Source organism: Streptomyces sp. NPDC001822, from assembly GCF_042892135.1.
Lineage (GTDB): Bacteria > Actinomycetota > Actinomycetes > Streptomycetales > Streptomycetaceae > Streptomyces.
On record NZ_JBIATW010000003.1, the window covers coordinates 160418 to 182820 of the forward strand.

General features: G+C 70.8%; 20 protein-coding genes. 13 read left to right on the forward strand and 7 right to left on the reverse strand.

The features are described from left to right. Positions 1-98: 98 nt before the first annotated feature. On the reverse strand, positions 99-452 hold the full coding sequence (locus ACFYY2_RS08720) for an SIMPL domain-containing protein (RefSeq protein ID WP_388738986.1): 354 nt from the start codon (positions 450-452) through the stop codon (positions 99-101). A 143-nt stretch (positions 453-595) separates the two neighbouring features. Then, complete coding sequence (locus ACFYY2_RS08725) at positions 596-2464, reverse strand: serine hydrolase (RefSeq protein ID WP_388738989.1); 1869 nt, start codon at positions 2462-2464, stop codon at positions 596-598. A gap of 333 nt (positions 2465-2797) precedes the next feature. On the opposite strand from ACFYY2_RS08725, the gene ACFYY2_RS08730 reads away from it, so the two are divergent. From ACFYY2_RS08730 to ACFYY2_RS08740, 3 genes are all read left to right on the forward strand, one after another. Continuing rightward, complete coding sequence (locus tag ACFYY2_RS08730; RefSeq protein WP_388738990.1) at positions 2798-4309, forward strand: acyl-CoA synthetase; 1512 nt, start codon at positions 2798-2800, stop codon at positions 4307-4309. A 249-nt stretch (positions 4310-4558) separates the two neighbouring features. Continuing rightward, positions 4559-5056, forward strand: coding sequence for a sortase (locus ACFYY2_RS08735; RefSeq protein WP_388738993.1), 498 nt, complete (start codon positions 4559-4561; stop codon positions 5054-5056). Positions 5057-5202: 146 nt separating this feature from the next. Then, positions 5203-6117 (forward strand): class F sortase, encoded by a 915-nt coding sequence (locus ACFYY2_RS08740; RefSeq protein ID WP_388740027.1) that lies wholly within the window; start codon positions 5203-5205, stop codon positions 6115-6117. Positions 6118-6292: 175 nt separating this feature from the next. Here the strand turns inward: ACFYY2_RS08740 and paaK are convergent, their stop codons facing one another. Together paaK and ACFYY2_RS08750 are read right to left on the reverse strand one after the other, a co-directional pair. Further along, a complete protein-coding gene (gene paaK, locus ACFYY2_RS08745; protein WP_388738996.1) occupies positions 6293-7582 on the reverse strand; it encodes a phenylacetate--CoA ligase PaaK in 1290 nt (429 codons plus the stop codon). Positions 7583-7830: 248 nt separating this feature from the next. Then, the gene (locus ACFYY2_RS08750) at positions 7831-9471 is read right to left on the reverse strand and encodes an FAD-dependent oxidoreductase (RefSeq protein WP_388738998.1); all 1641 of its coding nucleotides are present in this window, start codon (positions 9469-9471) and stop codon (positions 7831-7833) included. Positions 9472-9743: 272 nt separating this feature from the next. Here ACFYY2_RS08750 and ACFYY2_RS08755 point away from each other — a divergent pair, with 272 nt between their 5' ends. The 7 genes from ACFYY2_RS08755 to ACFYY2_RS08785 all read left to right on the forward strand — a co-directional run bounded on the left by ACFYY2_RS08755 (position 9744) and on the right by ACFYY2_RS08785 (position 14993). Continuing rightward, positions 9744-10862 (forward strand): SchA/CurD-like domain-containing protein, encoded by a 1119-nt coding sequence (locus ACFYY2_RS08755; RefSeq protein ID WP_388739001.1) that lies wholly within the window; start codon positions 9744-9746, stop codon positions 10860-10862. Positions 10863-10932: 70 nt separating this feature from the next. Next, positions 10933-11367, forward strand: coding sequence for a cupin domain-containing protein (locus ACFYY2_RS08760; RefSeq protein WP_329034532.1), 435 nt, complete (start codon positions 10933-10935; stop codon positions 11365-11367). Continuing rightward, the gene (locus ACFYY2_RS08765; protein WP_388739004.1) at positions 11364-12632 is read left to right on the forward strand and encodes a beta-ketoacyl-[acyl-carrier-protein] synthase family protein; all 1269 of its coding nucleotides are present in this window, start codon (positions 11364-11366) and stop codon (positions 12630-12632) included. Before ACFYY2_RS08760 ends, ACFYY2_RS08765 begins: the two co-directional genes overlap by 4 nt. Then, entirely contained in the window at positions 12629-13888 is a 1260-nt protein-coding gene (locus ACFYY2_RS08770) for a ketosynthase chain-length factor (RefSeq protein WP_388739006.1), read from the forward strand. The genes ACFYY2_RS08765 and ACFYY2_RS08770 overlap by 4 nt, the downstream gene beginning before the upstream one ends. A gap of 15 nt (positions 13889-13903) precedes the next feature. Next, positions 13904-14161, forward strand: coding sequence for an acyl carrier protein (locus ACFYY2_RS08775; RefSeq protein ID WP_388739008.1), 258 nt, complete (start codon positions 13904-13906; stop codon positions 14159-14161). Between the two features lies 1 nt (position 14162). Further along, on the forward strand, positions 14163-14642 hold the full coding sequence (locus ACFYY2_RS08780) for an SRPBCC family protein (protein WP_329034526.1): 480 nt from the start codon (positions 14163-14165) through the stop codon (positions 14640-14642). A gap of 18 nt (positions 14643-14660) precedes the next feature. After that, positions 14661-14993 (forward strand): TcmI family type II polyketide cyclase, encoded by a 333-nt coding sequence (locus tag ACFYY2_RS08785; protein ID WP_388739011.1) that lies wholly within the window; start codon positions 14661-14663, stop codon positions 14991-14993. Between the two features lie 79 nt (positions 14994-15072). Here the strand turns inward: ACFYY2_RS08785 and ACFYY2_RS08790 are convergent, their stop codons facing one another. Together ACFYY2_RS08790 and ACFYY2_RS08795 are read right to left on the reverse strand one after the other, a co-directional pair. Next, a complete protein-coding gene (locus tag ACFYY2_RS08790; RefSeq protein ID WP_388739014.1) occupies positions 15073-16158 on the reverse strand; it encodes a methyltransferase in 1086 nt (361 codons plus the stop codon). A 34-nt stretch (positions 16159-16192) separates the two neighbouring features. Continuing rightward, positions 16193-17350 (reverse strand): nitrous oxide reductase family maturation protein NosD, encoded by a 1158-nt coding sequence (locus ACFYY2_RS08795; RefSeq protein WP_388739016.1) that lies wholly within the window; start codon positions 17348-17350, stop codon positions 16193-16195. 287 nt (positions 17351-17637) lie between these two features. Between ACFYY2_RS08795 and ACFYY2_RS08800 the strand changes: the two genes are divergently transcribed. After that, on the forward strand, positions 17638-18039 hold the full coding sequence (locus ACFYY2_RS08800; protein ID WP_388739019.1) for an ACT domain-containing protein: 402 nt from the start codon (positions 17638-17640) through the stop codon (positions 18037-18039). Positions 18040-18085: 46 nt separating this feature from the next. After that, the gene (locus ACFYY2_RS08805) at positions 18086-18586 is read left to right on the forward strand and encodes a hypothetical protein (protein ID WP_351274723.1); all 501 of its coding nucleotides are present in this window, start codon (positions 18086-18088) and stop codon (positions 18584-18586) included. Here ACFYY2_RS08805 and ACFYY2_RS08810 read toward each other — a convergent pair. After that, a complete protein-coding gene (locus tag ACFYY2_RS08810; RefSeq protein ID WP_388739022.1) occupies positions 18525-20786 on the reverse strand; it encodes a family 2 encapsulin nanocompartment cargo protein terpene cyclase in 2262 nt (753 codons plus the stop codon). The two genes, ACFYY2_RS08805 and ACFYY2_RS08810, sit on opposite strands and share 62 nt — an antisense overlap. 241 nt (positions 20787-21027) lie before the next feature. On the opposite strand from ACFYY2_RS08810, the gene ACFYY2_RS08815 reads away from it, so the two are divergent. Next, positions 21028-22359 (forward strand): N-acetylmuramoyl-L-alanine amidase, encoded by a 1332-nt coding sequence (locus ACFYY2_RS08815; RefSeq protein WP_388739025.1) that lies wholly within the window; start codon positions 21028-21030, stop codon positions 22357-22359. Positions 22360-22403 lie beyond the last annotated feature (44 nt).

Below are 22403 nucleotides of genomic sequence, written 5' to 3' on the forward strand. Positions count from 1 at the left end.
GCTGAGGTGGTGACTCTCGCTGTGCGGCTGTGCGGCCGAGCTCGGCGCGGGCCGACTCCGGGCGGCCCGCGCCCGCAGGCGCGTCCCGATGTCTTCGCTCAGCCGCCGATCAGCGAGAATCCCAGTACGACTCCCGCCGACACCGTCACCTTGCCGGGCGTCAGATCCCCTTCGCCTCCGCCGTCGTCGTGCCCGCCGTGAGCGCGGTAGCTCTGCACCTGCCCGTCGTCCACATCCTTGATGTGGACGACAGGACCGAGCTGCGCCCCCGCCGCCTCCGCGTACAGGACGGCCTTCTCCCGCGCGGCGGCCACGGCCGCCGCGCGGGCTTCGGCGCGAAGCTCCCTCTTCGTACGCACATCGAACTCGACGCCCTTGACCTCGTTGGCACCGGCCTCGACGACCTCGACGAGCACGGTCTCCAGGCTGTCGAGGTCGCGGAGTTCGATCACGAACGACGCGGTGCACTCGTAACCCGCAGGCGCGCCAGGTCGGGAGCGGCGTCCACGCTCGCCGCCCCGAACACCGACACGCCCCAGGGGGTCTCTATGGACTGGTTTCCGTTCATGCCGGCCATCCAACCAGCCGGATCCGCTCAGTCCGCGGAAACGGTCCATCCGGTCGCCTCGATGCGCGCCGCGTCGCCCGGCTTCCTCTCGTCGAAGAGTGTGCGGCTGCCGTCCCGCACCCGCAGCGCGTCCACGTACACACCGCGTCCGACGTACAACTGGTCGGTCGTGTAACGCCAGCGGAGCCGCACCTCCGTGCCGAGCCAGCCACTCAGGTCCGCCTCCAGGGAGTGCCAGACGCGTCCCGACCACCCCGAGACCGAGCCGTCCGGATGCGCGCTGGAGTTCCGGGGACGCGCACCCTGGTCGGGCACCGTGGAGAAGGCGACGGGCTGCCATGTCGCCCCGGAGTCCGAGGAGGCCTCCAGCCGCAGGGAGTCCGACGCCGGTTCGGTGTCCCACCACAGTCCGCACGTCAGCACGGGGCGCGACGAGGAGGGCCGCAGCGCGGGAAGCGTGAGCGTCGCGGTGGTCGCGCTCGCCATGCCGGAGAACCACGCGGTGCCGCCCCGCGCCGGACGGACCGGTACGGCGCGTGCCATCCGGTTGGCCGTGGCCACCCTCGGCGCGCTTCCCGACCGCCAGGTGCGCACGGGGTGCACGGAGTTGCCGAGGACGATGAGGAAGGAGTCCGTGGTCGGGTCGAGGACCAGGCTCGTCCCGGTGAAACCGGTGTGTCCGGCGGTGCGCGGAGTGGCCATCGCGCCCATGTACCAGTGCTGGTAGAGCTCGAAGCCCAGGCCGTGCTCGTCACCGGGGAACGCGGTGTTGAAGTCGGTGAACATCAGCTCCACGGATTCCTCGGACAGAATCCGGGACCTGCCGTAAACGCCGCCGTTGAGCAGGGTGCGTGCCAGGATCGCGAGGTCCCAGGCGCAGGAGAAGACGCCCGCGTGCCCCGCGACGCCGCCGAGGCCGTACGCGTTCTCGTCGTGGACCTCTCCCCAGACGAGCCCGCGTTCGAGACCCGACCAGGGGAGCCGGGCGTCCTCGGTGGCCGCGATCTTCGGCTTCCAGGAGGCGGGCGGGTTGTACCGCGTCCGGTGCATCCCGAGCGGAGCGGTGATCTCCTCGCGGAGCAGGACGTCCTGGGTGCGGCCGGTGATCTTCTCCAGAATCAGCTGGAGCGAGATGAGGTTGAGGTCGGAGTAGAGGTACTTGCTGCCCGGCGTCGACGCGGGGACCTCCTCCCACAGGAGCCGGAGCTGCCCCTCCCGGGTCGGCTCCTTGAAGAGCGGGATCCACGCCCGGAAACCCGATGTGTGGGTGAGGAGCTGCCGCACCGTCACGTCCTGCTTGCCGCCCCCGGCGAACTCGGGCAGGTACGAAGCCACCCGCGCCTCGAGCGCCAGCGCCCCGCGCTCGATCTGCTGGACGGCGAGGATCGAGGTGAACAGTTTCGACACGGACGCCAGGTCGAAGACCGTGTCCTCGGCCATGGGGATCTGCTGGTCCGGAGGGAACTCCACCCCGGTGTCCGTTTTCTCGTCGTACGCCGCGTACCGCACGGCCGAACCGATCGGACGATGCAGGGCCACGGTGCCGCCGCGCCCGGCGAGCAGGACCGCGCCCGCGTACCAGGGGTGCACGGGGGAGGCGGAGAGGTATTTCTCGGCATCCGCGACCAGTTGGTCGAGCTGGTCCGGCAGCAGACCCGCCCGCGCGGCCGAGCCGCGGCGCAGGGTAGGTCGGCTCCGCCCTGGTTCCATGACCGTCCCGGCTTCCGATGTCGTTCCCGGAGCTCCGCCGCCCTCCGCGGTCCGGCCGGCGGCGAGCGCCGGTCCCGCCGCACCCGCCAGGGGAATCGGAGCCAGGGCGAGCGCCCCGCCCAGTGCCAGTATCCCGCCGCCCAGCCTCCGGCGGCTCATTCCCCGGTCCGACACGTATCCGGCCATCCGGAATCCCTTCCCCTCACGTCGAAAGCATCAGCGCGAAAATAACTTTCGAAATCTCGTACGGCGATGAAACTTCCTGCCGGACCAGAGGCTACTGTCACGACCGCCCCTTGTGTCCCTGAGAGCACAAAAGAATCTGACGCAACGACAGCCGCCTTGTCCCGCCGCGTCTCGTTCGCCCCGCCTTCTCCCCGGCCACCCCGGGAGTGACGCCTCGTGGGACACCGGAGCCGCCCGACACGTCGCCGCAGCACCGGACGCCCGCACGCGGGCCGTCCGACACCGGCGCCCACGGCCCTTGACCCCCGGCCCCCCGCCGCCCAGGATCACGCCATGACAGGTGTACGCAGCAGCACAGTGGACGGTGTCCTCGCACGCAGCGCACGGCGCACCCCCGGGCGCACCGCGGTCAGGTACGCGGAACGGACCTGGACCTACGCCGCGCTGGACGCGGCGGTGAGTACCGCGGCCGCGGTGCTGACGGCCGAGCACGACCTGGGCCCCGGAGACCGGGTGGCCTCGTACGCCCACAACTCCGACGCGTATCTGATCGCCTATCTGGCGTGCGCCCGTGCCGGGCTGGTGCACGTGCCGGTCAATCAGAACCTCACCGGCGAGGACCTGGAGTACATCCTCGAACAGTCCGGGAGCGCGCTCGTCCTCACCGATCCCGCCCTCGCCCCCCGCGTCCCGCCGGGGCACCCCGTGCGCGCGCTGCGGGACACCCCGGGCTCCCTTCTGGACGAACTGGACACGCCGCGCCCCTTCGCCCCCGCGCGTGAGCCCGGTGCCGACGATCTGGTGCAGCTGCTCTACACGTCCGGCACCACCGCGCTGCCCAAGGGCGCGATGATGACGCACGGCGCCCTGGTGCACGAGTACGTCAGCGCCGTCGTCGCCCTGGACCTCCGGTCCACCGACCGGCCCGTGCACTCGCTGCCGCTCTACCACTCCGCCCAGATGCACGTGTTCCTGCTGCCGTACCTCGCCGTGGGAGCCGAGAACACGATCCTCGACGCACCGGACGCCGGGCGGATCTTCGACCTGGTCGAGGCCGGACAGGCGGACAGTCTGTTCGCGCCGCCGACGGTCTGGATCGGGCTCGCCAACCATCCGGACTTCGCGACCCGTGAACTCGGTGCCCTGCGCAAGGCCTACTACGGAGCCTCGATCATGCCCGTGCCGGTGCTGGAGCGTCTGCGTGAGCGACTGCCCGGACTGGCCTTCTACAACTGCTTCGGGCAGAGCGAGATCGGGCCTCTCGCCACCGTGCTGGGCCCCGGCGAACACGAGGGCCGGATGGACTCCTGCGGGCGTCCCGTGCTCTTCGTCGAGGCGAGGGTGGTCGACGAGCACGGCAAGGAGGTCCCCGACGGGGAGGCGGGTGAAGTCGTCTACCGCTCCCCGCAGCTGTGCCAGGGCTACTGGGACAAACCGGAGGAGACCGCGGAGGCCTTCCGCGACGGCTGGTTCCACTCCGGCGATCTCGCGGTGCGCGACTCCGAGGGCTACTTCACCGTCGTCGACCGGGTGAAGGACGTCATCAATTCGGGAGGGGTGCTCGTCGCCTCCCGGCAGGTGGAGGATGCGCTCTACACCCATCCGGCTGTGGCGGAGACGGCCGTGGTCGGGCTGCCGGACCCCCGCTGGATCGAGGCCGTCACAGCCGTCGTGGTGCTCCGTGGCGAGGCTTCGGAGGCCGAGCTGATCGACCACACCCGCGAGCGCCTCGCACATTTCAAGGCCCCGAAGCGGGTGCTGTTCGTCGGTGAACTCCCGCGCAACGCCAGCGGGAAGATCCTCAAGAGAGAGCTGCGGGACCGGTTCGCCGGGGCGGGTGACTGACCGTCGGCCCGGCGCGGTCCACCGCGTAGCCCGTTCGCCGTCACCGGCATGATTACTCCTCAGCTTCCGGCCGGAATCGGGTGACCTGGGAAAACGGGTGCCTCGACGCGCAACTCCGGGCCCGGCCGGGTGACACAGGTGGTGGCGCCACGTGTTGCGGGGGTGACGGGGTGTCGGTTGCCTCGGACGTGGAGAACAGCAGAGGTGCCGCGCAGTCCGGCCGGACCCTGCTCCCGTTGGAGGATCCTCATGCGCAACACACGCATCGGTGCGGGTATCTGTCTGGCCGTAGGTTCCCTTGCCTTCGCGGCCCCCGTGGCGGAGGCGGCCGACCCGGCCGGTGAACAGACCATCCGCATCAGCCCGGCGCACGCTTCGCCGGGCGCCCAGGTCACCGTCAGCACCCGAGCCTGCGGCAAGGAGACCTACGGCAAGGGGACGTCGGAGGCGGGCGGCGCCTTCCACCTGTTCGAAGGCGACCGCAAGGGTGTACTCGTCGGTGTGTTCGAGATCCCGAGGGACGCCGAGCCGGGGACGGACACCGTCACCGTGAAGTGTCCTCCGCGGATCAAGATCACGGACACCTACCGGATCACCGACCGCGCTCCCAGCGGCGGTGTGGACGCGGGCTTCGGGGCCCCGACCGACACGAGCACCCAGCTCGCCCTGGGGAGCGTCCTGCTGGCCGGGGCGGCGGCCGGGGGAGTGGTCAGGCTGCGTCGCAGGGCCGCCGCCGCACGCGGCTGACCGCGCGGTTCCCGTCCGAGGGCCCCGGACCTTCCCGGTGCCGGGGGTCCTCGGACGCCCACCGATCACCACCGATCCCCGCTCCGGAACATTCCGGTGCGGGCGGTCCCCGGACTCCCACCGACCCCGTGAAGCAGAGGCACACGATGGAGACCGTGCCCACGAACAGCCCGACGCCCCAGTCGTTCCCGGCGGTGAAGCACCTCGTCTGGGCATGCGTGGCGGGGACCGTGCTGGTGATCACCGGACTGCGCGACGACAGGCCGCCACCACCACCGGCAGCCGCCGCGGCCCCCGCACCGCCTGCGGCCCCGGCGCCGTCCCAGGCGAGCGTCCCGGTTCGTCCCGCACCCGCCGGGCCCGCGCTGCCGTACACAGCGGCGGAACGCCCCGAGCCCCGCCGTCCCGCCCTTGTCCGGCGGCCCACCGCACCGCCGGTCCTCGTCCCCCGCCCCCCGGTCCGGCCGGCCCCGCTGCTCCCGGTCGCGGGATCTGCCGCACCGTCCGGAACGGAGTCGGCACGGTCGGGCGACGCCGCGTCGGCCGCGCCGCGCCGCGTCCCCGGCCGGAGCACCCTCGCGGCGCCGCCCACCGTTCCGCCGCTTCCACCCGTGACCCCCGTCCGCCTGCGGATCCCCAGCCTCAAGGTCGACGCGCCCATGATGAAGCTGGGCCTCGACGCCTCAGGGGCGCTGAAGCCCCCGCCCGACAACAATCCGGTGCTCACCGGGTGGTACGCCGGAGGTACGGTCCCGGGGTCCGTGGGTACCGCCGTCACGGCCGGACACGTGGACACCCGCCTCGGCCCCGGCGTGTTCCAGCAGCTGGGACTGGTGCGGACGGGGGCGACCGTGGAGATCATCCGGCAGGACCTGAGCACAGCGGTGTTCACCGTCTATGCCGTGGAGACCTACGACAAGAAGAACTTCCCCGACAAGAAGGTCTACGGGCCCTCGGCCCGGCCCGAGCTACGCGTGATCACCTGCGGCGGCGACTACGACAAGAAGTCCGGCTACCAGGACAACGTCGTGGTCTTCGCGTCCCTGACCGCCTCCCGCTGACCGCCTTCCGCTTCCGGCTGACCGCCTTCCCGACCGCTTCCCGCTGACCGCGTCACCGGCCGCCCGGCCCCGCCTTCCGCTCGCCGGCCCCTTCCCTTCCCTTCCCGTCTATGGCTTGCCCTGCTCTTCCCCTCCCGTCAGGCCCGCGCCTCGGCACGGGCCCGGCCACGCCGCCTCAGCCGTCCTTCCGCAGGTCGACGATGCGCCTGATCTTGCCCACCGACCGTTCGAGCGTTTCGGGGTCGACGATCTCGACCTCGACGCTCACACCGACCCCGTCCTTCACCGCGGCCGCGATCGACCGGGCGGCCGCCGCGCGGTCGTCCGTCGTGGCTTCCCGCCGGGCCTCCGCCCGCACGGTCAGAGCGTCCAGACGACCCTCGCGGGTCAGGCGCAGCTGGAAGTGCGGGGCCACCCCGGGCGTCCTCAGCACGATCTCCTCGATCTGGGTCGGAAAGAGGTTCACCCCGCGCAGAATCACCATGTCGTCGCTGCGTCCGGTGACCTTCTCCATCCGCCGGAAGGTGCGTGCGGTTCCCGGCAGCAGGCGCGTGAGGTCGCGGGTCCGGTAACGGATCACCGGCATGGCCTCCTTCGTGAGCGAGGTGAAGACCAGTTCGCCCTCCTCCCCGTCCGGCAGGACCTCCCCGGTGAGCGGGTCGACGACCTCCGGATAGAAGTGGTCCTCCCAGATGTGCAGACCGTCCTTGGTCTCGACGCACTCCTGGGCCACGCCCGGCCCCATCACCTCCGACAGCCCGTATATGTCGACCGCGTCGATCGCGAAGCGTTCCTCGATCTCCCGGCGCATCTGCTCGGTCCACGGCTCGGCACCGAAGATGCCGACCTTCAGGGACGTGGAGCGCGGGTCGACGCCCTGGCGCTCGAACTCGTCGAGGAGGGTGAGCATGTACGAGGGCGTGATCATGATGATCTCGGGCCCGAAGTCCTGGATGAGCTGCACCTGGCGTGCGGTCATCCCGCCGGACGCCGGGATGACCGTGCAGCCCAGCCGCTCGGCGCCGTAGTGGGCACCGAGGCCGCCTGTGAACAGTCCGTACCCGTACGCCACATGGGCCTTGTGCCCCGGTCGCCCGCCGGCGGCCCTGATCGAGCGGGCCACGACGTCGGCCCACGTGTCCAGGTCGCGTGCGGTGTAGCCGACCACCGTGGGCCGGCCCGTCGTGCCGCTGGAGGCGTGGATCCGCCGCACCCGGTCCTCGGGGACGGCGAACATTCCGAAGGGGTAGTTGTCACGCAGGTCGGCCTTCACGGTGAACGGGAAGCGGCCCAGGTCCGCGAGGGTGCGGCAGTCTTCGGGCCGCAGACCGGCCTTGTCGAACGCGGTCCGGTAGAAGCCGACGTTCTCGTACGCGTGCCGCAGCGTGGCCCTGAGGCGCTCCAGCTGCAGTGCTTCGAGCTCGTCGCGGCCGAGCCGCTCTCCGGCGTCCAGCAGCGCCGTCATACGGATCATCCTCCCGGGTGCGACGGACGACCGACCATTCGGTCGTTCCCTGGGAGCAGTAATTCAGGACGCGGGGTCATCTGGCAAGGGGCGGGCGCGGCCTGTGGAAAACTCCGGGCCGCGCCGTCTCGTCAGCCGGTATGCCGGCCCGCTCCGCGCGACTGTGCCCTGCCTCCCCCGAGTGCCGCGCGGGGAAGGCAGGGCACAGGCCGGGCCGCCCCGAGGGGCAGCCCGGCGAGCGTGCCGAATCAGATGCGGTGCAGCAGCGTCGCCATCACCTCGTACAGCGTCCCCTCGGCGTCCGCCGCCGCGTTCTCGGACCGCCAGGCCACGAATCCGTCGGGGCGCACCAGCACGGCGCCCTCGGCCGAGGTGCCGTGGGAGGCCGCCCAGTCCGCCCCCTCCTCCGACACCAGGTCCGCGTCCGGGCCGGAGCCGATGCCGAAGGCGTCCAGACGGACACCGAGGCGCTTCGACACCCCGGCGGCCGCGGCACGCCAGTCCTGGTGCCGGGCGTCGCAGAGCAGCACGAACGCCTGCTCGTAGAGGTCCAGGGTCGACACGCGCACCCCGTCGCGACCGAGCCACATGTGCGGGGCCCGGGAGCCCGGTTCGCCCGTCAGACCCATGCCCTCGGGCACCACCGGAGTCTGGGGATCGACGCCCAGGACCGCACCGCGCGCGTAGCGGTATCCCAGCGCGACCGCGAGCATGCCGCCGCCCTTGCGGCCTCCTCCGCCCGGGCCGGGCGATCCCGCGTACCCGGGGTGGCTGTGCTCGCTCGAACGGGCCGACGCCCGCGCGCTCGTGGCCTTCGCCACCGGAAGCCGTTCCGCCTCGTACGTGTCGAGCAGCCCGGGCTCCGCGGCGCCGTCGATCACCGCGGCCAGCTTCCACGCCAGGTTGTGCGCGTCCTGGATCCCGGTGTTGGAGCCGAAGGCCCCGGTGGGGGACATCTCGTGGGCCGAGTCGCCGGCGAGGAAGACCCTGCCCGAGGCGTACCGCTCGGCCACCCGTTCCGCCGCGTGCCACGGGGCCTTGCCCGTGATCTCGACGTCGAGGTCCGGCGCTCCGACCGCGAGGCGGATGTGCTCCGCGCACCTCTCGTCGGTGAAGTCCTCCAGCGTCTCGCCCCGGTCGGGCTGCCACGGCGCGTGGAAGACCCAGCGCTCCTCGTTGTCCACCGGCAGGAGCGCCCCGTCCGCCTCCGGGTTGGTCAGGTAGCAGACGATGAAACGCCGGTCGCCGACCACCGATGCCAGGCGCCGGGAGCGGAAGGTGATGCTCACGTTGTGGAAGAGGTCGCCGGGACCCGTCTGGCCGATGCCGAGCTGCTCACGGATCGGGCTGCGGGGGCCGTCCGCCGCGACGAGATAGTCGGCGCGCACCGTGCTCCGCACCCCGGTCTCCCGGTCCTTCACCACGGCGGTGACCCCGTCCGCGTCCTGCTCGAAGCTGATCAGCTCGGTGGAGAACCGCAGCTCGCTGCCCTGGGCCCGCGCGTGGTCGACCAGGACCGGCTCCAGGTCGTTCTGGCTGCACAGGCACCAGCCGCTGGGGCTGAACCTGGCGAGGCCGCCGCCCGGGTCGATCTCCTTGAACAGCCACTCCTGGTCGTCGCCGGTGAGCGAGCCTGCCTGCAGGATGCCGTGGTTCTCCGCCAGCACGGACGCGGCGTCCCGGATCAGCTGTTCCGCCCCCGCGGAGCGGAACACCTCCATGGTGCGGACGTTGTTGCCACGCCCGCGGGGGTGCGTGGAGGTGCTGCGGTGTTTCTCCACCAGCAGGTGGCGGACGCCGAGCCGGCTCAGGAAGAGGGACGTGGACAGCCCCACCAGGGAGCCACCCACGACAAGGACCGGTACGCGATGGTCGACGTTCTCGTTCATCTGTTGCTCCAGCTCGGACACAGGACGGATGCAGTGTCCATGCCCTCGCGGGAGCGGTTCGGCAGGGCTTCCGACGGCTCCTCACCTGAACGGTTCATAAATCTCGCGCCGCCCGTACCAGCGTTCCACGATCAGTCGCGGGAGCGATGTCCGCGATGCGGGGGCGCCGCCACGCGTCAGCGGGCAGGGGCCCGTGCCGCTTCCACTGACACCGCCGGATGACGAGGGGTCACGTGCCGTGGCCGCCGTAGCGTCTCGAAGGAGAACGAAAGATGACAGCCCTCTCGGAACGTATATCTCAGTCCGCCTTCGACGGTTCGAGGCTCCGGGTCATACTGCTGCTGGACCTGCACGACGGCGCCCAGAACCAGTTCCTCGAGGCGTACGAGCACATGCGCAACCAGGTGGCCTCGATCCCCGGGCACATCAGCGACCAGCTGTGCCAGTCCATCGAGAACCCCTCGCAGTGGCTCATCACCAGCGAATGGGAGAGCGCGCCGCCGTTCCTCGCCTGGGTGAACAGCGAGGAGCACGTCGCGACGGTACAGCCACTGCACAGCTGCGTACGCGACACCCGATCCCTCCGCTTCAGCGTCCTGCGGGAGACCGGCGCGGCCTTCGAGGGCACCTCGCAGCCCGCCAAGAGCCGTCTGCAGTCCGCACCGCGCCTCGGTGACGGCGTCGTACGCCACGCGCTGACGTTCACGGTCAAGCCGGGCACGGAGGAGATGGTCGCGAAGATCCTCGCCGACTACGAGTCGCCGCGGGCCCGCGTGGACGAGAACACCCGACTGCGCCGCACCTCGCTCTTCATGCACGGCAACCGCGTCGTGCGGGCCGTCGAGGTCGAGGGCGACCTGATGGCGGCACTGCGCCACGTCTCGCGGCAGCCCGAGGTCAGGGCCGTCGAGGAGGCCATCAACCCGTATCTGGAGCAGGACCGCGACCTGAGCGATCCCGACTCCGCCCGCATGTTCTTCACCCGTGCGGCCCTCCCGACCGTCCACCACGTGACGGCCGGCCGTCACTCCTCGGCCCAGGTCGAACGGCACGCGCTGTTCTACCAGGGCAAGGAGGGCTGCGGCATGGCCCTGGCGCGGCTGCTCGCCGGCCAGGACGAGGAAGCGGCTGACGACGTCACGAGCCCCATCGAGAGCAGCACCATCTTCCAGCGCGACGACATCGTGGTGCGGCTCCTCGAAGTGAGCGGCCCGCTCGACGCGCAGCCCACGCAGGCGCTCGGCATCGGCGGCCACCGCAAGGCGGCCATGCTCGGCCGGCTGCTGGACGGCGGTGCGAACGGCATGCCGACGACCGACCAGGAAGCCGCGCGCTTCCTCGCGCAGGCCGAGATGAACCTGATCACCGACCGTCGGGCCACCGAGTCCTGACGCGTCACCGGCGACCGGGCCCACCCCGCTCCGCCGACCCACCGCACAACGTGCCTGGAGGAGACCAGCCATGACCACCCACCGGCCTCGCATCGTGGACCTCAGCGAGACTCAGCCCAACCGCAGGCGTGGGGGCGACCTGCGCGCACTGCTCACACCCACGGCGGTGGGGGCCACCAGCGGCTTCATGGGGCTGGCCCTCGTCGAGCCCGGCGACCGCATCGGCGAGCACTACCACCCGTACTCCGAGGAATTCGTGTACGTCGTGGCAGGGCTCCTCGAAGTCGACCTGGACGGGGAGACGTTCGCCATGCGGCCCGACCAGGGACTGCTGATCCCGCCGCACGTCCGCCACCGCTTCCGCAACGTGGGTGACGTGGAGGCCCGCATGGTCTTCCACCTCGGCCCGCTCGCCCCGCGCCCGGAGCTCGGGCACGTGGACACCGAGGTCACGGAGACGGCCGAGCGCGGAGCCCCGCCGGAACGAACGGGGGCCGCCTCATGACACGGCGCGTCGCCGTCACCGGGGTCGGCGTCGTCGCCCCCGGCGGCATCGGGGCCCCGGCGTTCTGGGACCTGCTCGCCAACGGCCGTACGGCCACACGCGGCATCACCCTGTTCGACCCGTCGCAGTTCCGCTCGCGCATCGCCGCCGAGTGCGACTTCGACCCCGTCGCCCACGGCCTCGACGAGCAGCTGATCGCCCGTTCGGACCGGTACATCCAGTTCGCCCTGGTCGCGGCCAGGGAGGCGCTCGGAGACGCCGGACTCGACCTGGAGAGGGAGGACCCCTGGCGTATCGGGGTCTCCCTCGGGACCGCCGTCGGCGGTACCACCCGGCTCGAACACGACTACGTCGCCGTCAGCGACAGCGGAGCCCGCTGGGACGTCGACCACAGGCCCGCCGGCGCTCACCTCGAAAGGGCGTTCGCGCCGAGCACCCTCGCCTCCGCCGTCGCGGAGGAGGTGGGCGCGCACGGACCCGTGCAGACCGTCTCGACCGGCTGCACGTCCGGACTCGACGCGATCGGATACGCCTTCCACTCCGTCGAGGAGGGCCGGGTCGACGTCTGCATCGCCGGGGCCTCCGACACGCCGATCACCCCCATCACGGTGGCCTGCTTCGACGCGATCAAGGCCACCTCGGCGAACAACGACGACCCGGAGCACGCCTCCAGGCCGTTCGACGCCCGCCGGGACGGGTTCGTGATGGGTGAGGGCGGAGCGGTCCTCGTGCTCGAGGAACTGGAGCACGCACGGGCCCGCGGCGCCACGATCTACTGCGAGATATCGGGCTACGCCACCTTCGGCAACGCCTACCACATGACCGGACTGACCAGCGAGGGACTGGAGATGGCCGAGGCCATCAACACCGCCCTCGCGCACGCCAGGCTGGACGGCTCGCAGGTCGACTACGTCAACGCGCACGGTTCGGGCACCAAGCAGAACGACCGGCACGAGACGGCCGCGGTGAAGCGGGCTCTCGGCAACCACGCGTACAAGGTGCCGATGAGTTCGATCAAGTCGATGGTCGGCCACTCCCTGGGCGCCATCGGAGCGATCGAGATCGCCGCGTGCGTGCTGGCCCTCAAGCACCAGACGGTGCCGCCGACGGCCAACTACGAGACCGCTGATCCCGAGTGCGACCTCGACTACGTACCGCGCACGGCCCGGCCCCTCAAGCTGCGCAGTGTGCTCTCGGTCGGCAGCGGCTTCGGCGGGTTCCAGTCCGCCGTCGCCATGACCCGATCAGGCGGGAGGAACCCATGAGTGCCCCGGCAAACCCGGCACGCCGCAGTTCCGTCATCACGGGCATCGGTGTCGTCGCCCCCAACGGGACCGGCGCCGGCGCCTTCTGGAAGCAGACCCAGGAGGGGGTCAGTGTCCTGGACACGGTCTCCCGCGAGGGCTGCGAGAACCTCCCGCTGCGCATCGCAGGCGAGGTCCGGGACTTTGACCCCGTCGCGTTCATCGAGGAGCGCTTCCTCGTCCAGACCGACCGCTTCACGCACTACGCGATGGCGGCCGCCGACCTCGCACTCGACGACGCCCGGCTCGGCCGCGCCGACTACGAGGGCGCGCCCTTCAAGGTGGGAGTGGTCACCGCTGCCGGGTCCGGCGGCGGTGAGTTCGGCCAGCGCGAGCTGCAACGGCTGTGGGGGCAGGGGTCCCGCTTCGTCGGCCCCTACCAGTCCATCGCCTGGTTCTACGCGGCGAGCACCGGTCAGATCTCGATCCGGGGCGGCTTCAAGGGGCCGTGCGCCGTCGTTGCCAGCGACGAGGCCGGCGGCCTGGACGCCCTCATGCACGCGGCGCGCTCCATCCGCCGCGGCACGGACGCCGTCGTCGTCGGCGCCGCCGAGGCGCCGCTCGCACCGTACTCGGTCGTCTGCCAGCTCGGTTACGACGACCTCAGCCTGAGCGACGACCCCACCCGCGCCTACCGGCCGTTCACCAAGGACGCGTGCGGATTCGTCCCGGCGGAGGGCGGCGGCATGCTGGTGGTCGAGGAGGAGACGGCCGCCCTAGAACGCGGGGCCCGGGTCCGGGCCGAAGTGGCCGGACACGCCGCTACCTTCACGGGCGCCGCCCGGTGGGAGGAGTCGCGCGCGGGGCTCGCCCACGCGATCGAGGGAGCACTGCGCGAGGCCGGCTGCGCGCCCGAGGAGATCGACGTGGTCTTCGCGGACGCGCTCGGTGTGCCGTCGGCGGACCGAGCCGAAGCGCTGGCCATCGCCGACGCCCTCGGCGCGCACGGACGCCGCGTACCCGTCACGGCGCCCAAGACCGGCATCGGCCGCGCCTACTGCGGCGCCCCCGTACTGGACACGGCGGCGGCCGTGCTCGCCATGGAGCACGGCCTGATCCCGCCGACGCCCAACGTCTTCGACGTGTGCCACGACCTCGACCTCGTCATGGGGCGCGCGCGCCCCGCCGAGATGAGGACGGCCCTCGTGCTGAGCCGAGGACTCATGGGATCGAACGCGGCCCTGGTGCTGCGACGCCCCACCGACACCCCCGCCTGAGAAGGAGCAGTACCGATGACCGCTCAACTGACGTACGAGGAACTGGCCGGACTCATGAAGAACGGTGCCGGCCTCACGGTCGACCCCACCGAGATGGCGAACCGCCCCGCCTCCGCCTTCGACGAGTACGGCCTCGACTCGCTCGGGCTGCTCGGCATCGTCGCCGCGCTCGAGAACAGGTACGGCCACCCCCTGCCGGTCGACGCCGACCGGTGCAAGACGCCCCGCGAGTTCCTCGACCTCGTGAACACCACCCTCGTGACAGGAGCCTGACGTGTCCGGACACACCGAGAACGAGATCACCATCGCCGCGCCCCTGGACCTCGTCTGGGACATGACGAACGATCTCGAGAACTGGCCGCAGCTGTTCAGCGAGTACGCGGCCGTCGAGGTGATGAAGCGTGAGGGGCAGAAGACGACCTTCCGCCTCACGATGCACCCCGACGACAACGGCAAGGTCTGGAGCTGGGTCTCGGAGCGCACCACGGACCGCCAGGGACGGAACGTGCGCGCCCGGCGGGTCGAGCCCGGCCCGTTCCAGCACATGGACATCCGGTGGGAGTACTCGGAGGTCCCCGGCGGCACGCGCATGCACTGGCGCCAGGACTTCGCGATGCGTCCCGACGCGCCGGTCGACGACGCGTGGATGACCGAGAACATCAACCGCAACTCCCGCGTGCAGCTGGAGCTCATCCGGGACAAGATCGAGCAGCGCGACCGCGAGCGGCGCACCGCCTCGGTTCCCGCCAACTGAGCCCGGAAAGGCAGCCGGATGCACCACGCACTGATCGTCGCCCGGATGGCGCCCGAGTCCGCACCGGACATCGCGAAGCTCTTCGCGGCCTCCGACAACACCGAACTGCCCCACCTCGTCGGCGTGAACAGGCGCAGCCTGTTCCAGTTCGGCGACGTCTACCTGCACCTCATCGAGTCCGAGCGCCCCCCGGGCCCGGAGATCGCCAAGGTGATGGAGCACCCCGAGTTCAAGGCCATCAGCGACCGGCTGACCGCCTTCGTGAGCCCCTACGACCCGCAGACCTGGCGTGGTCCGAAGGACGCGATGGCGCAGCAGTTCTACACGTGGCAGCGGGACGGCTCGGCCTGACGCACGGACGATCGCCCCGGGTCCGGCACCATGGTGCCGGACCCGGGGCGATCTCTTCGTGCCTGCCCGGTGCTCCGCGTTACGGCACGACGCACTCGAAGGCGTGCAGGTAGGCGTTGACCGGGTGGATCTCGCCCACCCGCAGACCGGCCGCGGACATCCGCGTGACCAGGCTCTCCCGGGTGTGCTTGGCGCCGCCGACGTTGAGCAGCAGCAGGAGGTCCATGGCCGTGGTGAACCTCATGGACGGGGTGTCGTCGACGAGGTTCTCGATGATCACCACGCGCGCGCCGGGACGGGCGGCGGCGACCACGTTGGCGAGGGTCCTGCGGGTGCTCTCGTCGTCCCATTCGAGAATGTTCTTGATGATGTAGAGATCCACCTCGAACGGGATGTCCTCGCGGCAGTCGCCGGGCACGATCCGGACGCGGTCCGCGAGCGGGCCGCCGTCCCGGAGCCTGGCGTCCGCGCGTGCCACGACGCCCGGCAGGTCCATGAGCGTGCCGTGGACCGAGGGGTGCTTCTCCAGCAGGCTCGCGAGCACATGGCCCTGGCCGCCGCCGATGTCGGCCACGGAGGAGACGCCGGTGAGGTCGAGGAGCTCGGCGACATCCCGCGCGGACTGCACGCTGGACGTGGTCATCGCCTTGTTGAACACCTGGGCGGACTCGCCGGCGTCCTGGTGGAGGTAGTCGAAGAAGCCCTTGCCGAACGTCTCGGGGAAGACGCTCGTGCCGGTGCGCACGGCGTCCTCGAGCCGCGGCCAGACCTCCCAGGTCCAGGGCTCCGTGCACCACAGGGAGATGTAGCGCAGGCTGTTGGGGTCGTCCTCCCGCAGCAGCCGGGACATCTCGGTGTGGACGAACTTCCCGTCCTCGGTCTCCGCGAAGATCCCGTAGCAGCACAGCGCACGCAGCAGCCTCTGCAGCGGTACGGGTTCGGCGTCCACGACGAGGGCCAGCTCCGCGGCCGACGAGGGCGTCTCGCCCAGTGCGTCGGCGATGCCCAGCCTGGCCGCCGCGCGCACGGCCGCGGCGCAGGCCGCTCCGAAGGCGAGCTCACGCAGGCGCATGGACGGCGGCGGTGTCTGGGCGGTGGAGGACGCCGCGTGCCCCGCGGGGGGCGAGGCGACGGGGGTCTCGGGGGTGGGGCTCACGGTGGTCATACCGTCTCGTTCCTCCTGGTGCGGTGATCGGCTGTCATTCGGCACACATCCCGGCCGGGACGGACGTCCCGCACGTGTTGCTGACGAAGGTGTTGCCCTTGCCCGCGGTGTCGCGGTTGGCGAGGTCGGCCGGCTTGTTGCCGCGCACGAGGTTGCGGCTGATCTCGTTGTCGGTGTTCAGCGCGCCGACGAAGCTCTTGAAGAGCAGGATGCCGCCGGAGAGGGGGGTCGAGCCGACGTTGTCCCGGATGACGTTGGAACGAACGATCGTGCGCTCACTGCCGGTGAGAACGATGCCCGACCCCTGGATCGCCGAGAGCCGCGGGGTCGCGGCGCAGAACTTGTTGTTCTTCAGGATCCGGTTGCCGCTGATCGTGATGGCGCCGGCGGCGGGCTTCGACTCGTCGCCGACGACGAACACCCCGCTGCAGTTGCCGGTCATCGTGTTGCCGTCGATCACCATGTTCCTGACCCGGCGGGCCGTGACACCGATGCGGTTGCCGGTCACCGAGTTGTCCACGACGAGCGTCCCGCCGGTGTCGGTCGCGCCGCCCTCCTCGCTGACCGAGTTGGCGACGAAGATCCCCGCGTCACCGTTCGCGGTGGCCGTGTTGCGCCGGAAGTCGCCCCGGGTCGAGCGCTCCTGCGCGATGCCCCAGGTGCCGTTCTTCGAGGCGGTCACCCTGCGGACGGAGAGCCCGTCCGTCCAGGACGCCCAGACGCCGCTCTTGCTGAAGCCGGAGACGGTCAGCGCACGGATCCTGACATCGTCGACGGTGTGGCCCTTGGTGCCGATGACACAGATGCCGTTCCCGCCGGCCGCACACGCGTTGGCGGCCCGCGGGCCCCTCGCGGCCTCGGCGCCCTTGGTGGTCTTGGCGGGCTTCTTGGCCTTCGCGGGCTTGGAGGTCTTCGCCGGCTTGGTGGCGGGCGGCTTGATCACCGTGCGCTCGCCGGCCCCGCGCAGGGTCAGGCCCGGCGTGGTGATCAGGACGCTCTCGCGGTAGGTGCCGGGCAGGAGGACGATCGTGTCGCCCGGCTCCGCCGCGTTCACCGCGCCCTGGATGGATTCGCCCGGGTGCACCACCAGATCCCGGTGTCCGGCCGCTGCGGTGGGCACGGCCGCGAGGCCGAGCACGGAGGCGGTGACGACGGTGACGGCTGCCAGGCTGTTCATGTGTCTTGTTCTCATGAGCCGAAGCTATGGGCGATCAACCGCCGTTGCCACGCAAGGTGACCGTATGGATACAAGGCGTGCCTGAATGGCTTACTCGGCCCAGGCGGCCCGTCACGCACCGCATTCACGGGGCGGTGGGGCTCCGCCGCGGGCACCTCCTGGACGAGCGGGGGAACGTGATCACGGGCGCGTCGCGTTCGGCGCCGCGACCCCCGGGCCGGCGGTGACACCCGGACGGCAGGCGCGGAGCCCCCGCGCCCTTCGGGGCGTGCGGGCAGGACCCGGGCGCGTAGCGTGGCCCCATGACAGGTGAGCGAGACCTTCGGACGCTTCTGCGGAGCATGCGGCCTGAGCTGCACAGCGGCCGCTATGTCTTCACCACCGTGGCGGACGGCGAGGTCCCCGCCGGTGTCACTCCCGTCGCCACCGTCTCCGAACGGGAAGGGCTGACGCTGGTCCTTCCCGAGGCGGAGGCCGACGCGGCCGGTCTCGATCACCACTTCGTCGCCGGCCGCATCACCCTGCGTGTGCACTCCGCGCTGGACGCGGTCGGGCTCACGGCTGCGGTCGCACTGGCCCTCACCGATGCGGGGATCAGCTGCAACGTGATCGCCGGATTCCACCACGACCACCTGTTCGTGCCGTACGGACGGGCGGCCGAGGCGGTCCGGGTGCTCGAAGCCCTGGCGGCGGAGTCCGGGTAGCGGTGCCCGGCTCCGCAACGTGAGCCCGGACACGTAACATGGCCCCATGTCCTTCCTCCGCCGCCGCAGCGCCGCCACTCCCGCGGGCCCGGACTTCGACGTCCTGGCCATGGACCCGGGCGACTGGCCCGGCAACCTCGGCGCCGGTCTCCTGCCCGCCCCCGACGGGAGCTGTCAGGGCGTGTTCCTGCGCTACGACCTGTTCGGCGGACGCGGGCCCGCGATGATCATCGGCAACCTGCCGGAAGGGTCGCCGGCCCGCGAGACCGAGGAGGGCCAGGTTCCCTTCGAGGTCGCGCAGCTCCTCCTCGCGCTCGAGAACGACGAGCCGGTCGAAGTGACCGGCACCGAGGACATGCCCGTGATGCAGGGCGACAGCCTGCTGATCGTGCGCCGCATCAAGCTCTCCGAGAGCCGGATCTCCTGCGTCCAGTTCGACCGGAGCGACGGCGTGCTCGTCACCATCGCCAGTTGGGACCGTCCGATCACGGATGACCTGTACGCCCTGCTGAAGCCACTTCCGGCAGAGCTGTTCCAGCAGGGCTGAAACGTCCCTGCGCAGTGAGCACCCGGGTCACCCGCGCCGCCGACGTCCCGATCCCCGTGGGGCCGCCGAGGCGCCACGGGGTCCCGGTGCCCCGTCGCAGGTCCTCCTCGCGGTAGCGCCGGCAGTCGCGGTGCCAGACGAGGATGCCCGCCATCCAGTTCCGCAGCTCGGCGACATAACCGTCCAGGATCTCCCTGGTCTCGGCGTCGAGGCCGAAATCGTCGTACAGCACGGGGAGTTCGCGCTCCGCGACGTGCTGGAACTGGCGCATCCGCGACTTCATCAGGTCGTCCACGATCGCGACGCCGGTCGGGTAGTCCACTCCGAAGAAGTTCTGCACGACCAGGACGCCGTTGTGCACCTCGCCCTCGTACTCGATCTCCTTCTGGTACGAGAAGACGTCGTTCACCAGGCACGCGTAGTCGGCGGCCGCGTTCTCCAGGGAACGCATCGGGCCGCTGCGGTAGACGGCGTCCGGAACCCTTCTTCCGTGGCCCAGCCTGCACAGGCTCATCGTGAGGTCCGAACCGAACGTCGCCCGGCGCATCTCCATGTAGTCCACCGGGTCGGGAATCCGGTTCTGCGCCTGGTTCGCCAGCTCCCAGAGCCAGCTCGCCGTCATCTTCTCCACGGCGTCACGGAAGGTGCGGCGGCCGCTCTCGTCCATCGGGCCCGCCGTCCTCCGCCAGAGGTCCGCGAGTCCCCGCTCCAGTGCGTTGACCGGTTCGGGCAGCGACGCGCCGTCCAGCGGCATGAACCGAGACAGCCGCTCGTTGGCGAGCTTCGCCCCCGCCACATCACGCCTCCGCCCGTACACCACCGGGAACCAGTCGTCCCCGTACGTCCCCCAGGTCAGCCATCCCGACGACAGGTCGAGCTCGTCGGGGGTCGCATCGGGGTGCAGCCCGGCCGCGCACAGAGGCAGATCGGTCGCGACGAGCCGCTCCTCGTCCCAGATGTGGGAATCCGGTACGCCCGGCTGCGCCTCCAGCAGTCCCATCCGGTGCGACCACTCGACGATCCTGACGCGCGCGCCGTCCAGGTGCGGGCTGAGGGTCGTGCTGAACGGCATGTCGAAGTCCGGCAGCAGGGAAGGGCCGACGCGCTGGTAGGGGACGTGTGTGTGGCTGCGCCGGCGCAGGGACTCCGCGCGGGGGGTCAGCCGGATCGAGGCCGCGGCCATGCCGAATCCGGGGGTGCTCCGTGCCGCGTCGCCGTTCATGTACCTGCTGGAGCGCATGTGCCACTCATGGCCGCCGGACTGCCAGTCCTGGAGCCCCTTGACATAGGACAGGACCGCCACCGTCTCGTCCGGGGTCAGCCCCTTCTCCGCGCACAGGGGCCCGAGTTCGGTCAGGGCGGTGTTCTCGAACTGCTGAAGGCGCGAGGTCAGCAGATCGTTGACCGCCTCGGCCGCCTCCTGTGTCGAGCAGTCCAGGAACCGCTCCAGGACGAGTACGCCGTTGCTGTTCTCGCCCTCGTCCTCGACCTCGCGCTGGTACGAGAAGAGGTCGTTGCGCAGATGCACGGCGTCGGAGAACGCGTCGCTCAGGACCCGCAACGCGCGTGAGCCGGCCACCGGTGGGGGGATCTCCGCGTTCGCGGCGTACTCCACGAGCCCCGCGGACCACGGCGCCCCGCCCACCTTGCGGCGCATCTCGATGTACTCGACGGGGTTGGCGATACGGCCCTCGTTGATGTTCGCGAGCTCCCAGAGGGACTCGTTCAGGAGGTTCTCCGTCGCCTCGGCGAACCGGGCCCGCCACGCGTCGGACATGCTCGGCACGGTCCGGGCCCACAGGTCCGCGAGCCCCGCCTCGACGGGGTTCACCGGCTCGGGCGTCGCGGCGCCGCGACGCATCGGCATGAAGTCGGGAAGCCGGTCCAGGTACCGCTTGCCGCCCTCCCGGTCCGGCGTGCGCTTGAACAGCTCCAGGAAGTGGTCGTCGAAGAAGAAGACCCACACGTACCAGTCGGTGACGAGGGACAGCGCCTCTGCCGAGCAGTCGGGGTGGGTGTACGCGCAGAGCAGCGCGTAGTCATGGGATTCGAGGTCCTTCTCCTCCCAGATTCCCGAGCCCTCCAGCATCCCCATGCCGCGCGCCCACTCCCGGGTGTGGTCTCGGGCCGCCTCCAGATGCGGATTGAGACGGGCCGGATACGGTACGTAGAAGTCCGGCAGTGTGAAGGGCTGTGCCATGTGTGCGTCCGGCCTCTCAGTGAACTCCGCGTGAGTCACGCGGACCTGTCCTGTCGGCGGCAGCACTACCCCTGGGCCATCCGGGGCACGCACGGCGGGAAATAGTCACACAAGCTCAGGTGTCGTTGCGCACTGCACTCTTGACTCACCAACCCCTTGCGCAACAGAGTGTGCGCCGACGAACGAACGCGGAGAGCGCTCCCGAGGTGTTCCCCGACCGCCCGGCCCAAGAAGGGTTGTCATGACGTCGAAGCAGAGGTCCAGACTCGCGCTCGCACTGACCACGGCGGGAGCGCTGAGCGTGGCGCTCCTCTCACCGGCGGCGGCAGGCGCGGACACCGTCCGGCCGGAATGTCCCCGCAGCCTGTCCTGCGACTGGGTCCCCGCCGCCTACCAGCAGACCGGTGACCCCGCCGACAAGGACACGTACGGCAACTACGACACGGCGGACCGTCCGGACAGCAACCAGGTCAAGTTCATCGTCCTGCACGACACGGAGGAGGACTTCGACACCACGCTGAAGATCTTCCAGAACCCGCTCAACCAGACCTCGGCGCACTACGTCGTGCGCTCGTCCGACGGTCATGTCACCCAGATGGTGAAGAACAAGGACGTCGCCTGGCAAGCCGGCAACTGGTATCTCAACACGCACTCCATCGGCATCGAACAGGAGGGCGTCGCGGCCGAGGGCGCCAAGTGGTACACCCCCGAGATGTACCGCTCGACCGCACGTCTGGTACGTCACCTGGCGGCCAAGTACGACATCCCGCTCGACCGGCAGCACATCATCGGACACGACGGCGTCCCTCCCACCAGCGCCGCGGGAACGAAGAACATGCACTGGGATCCGGGCCCCTACTGGGACTGGAACCGCTTCATGGCCCTCCTCGGCAGGCCCAGCGTGCCGAGTGCGCCCAGGACCGGTGAACTCGTCACCGTCAGCGCGGACTTCACCAAGAACCAGCAGGAGTTCCGCGACTGCGAGAAGGGCGTGGACCTGCCCCGCCAGGGAAGCAGCGCGGTGCCCCTGCACACGCAGCCGTCGGCGGACTCACCGCTCTTCTCCGACCCCGGACTGCACCCGGACGGTTCGCCGGGGACGAACTGCGCCGCGGACTGGGGCAGCAAGATCAGCGCCACCCAGCAGGCCGTCGTCGCGGACCGGGCCCCCGGCTGGACGGCGATCTGGTGGTACGGCCAGAAGGCGTGGTTCAGCACCCCCGACGGCGCCCGCGTCACCGTCCCCACCTCGGGCACGGTCGTGCGGCCGAAGGCGGGCAAGGCGGAAGTGCCGGTGTACGGGGTCGCGTACCCGGAGAAGGGGGAGTACCCCGCGGACTTCGTGAAGCCGACCGTCGGCACCCCGCTCGTCTACACCATCAAGGAGGGGCAGGCGTTCCCCGGTGGCGGTCAGGCGCCCACCGGCTACTACTACGCCCCGACGATCGACGCGTCGAAGCCGTACGACCACACGTACTTCGCCGGGGACCAGAAGTACGTGACGGTGCAGATCGGCCATCGGATCGGCTTCGTCAGGGCGTCCGACGTCGATGTGGTGCGAGCGCGCTCGTGAGCGGCGGCTGAGGGCACGCGGCGCGCTGCGGGACCTGTGTGTCG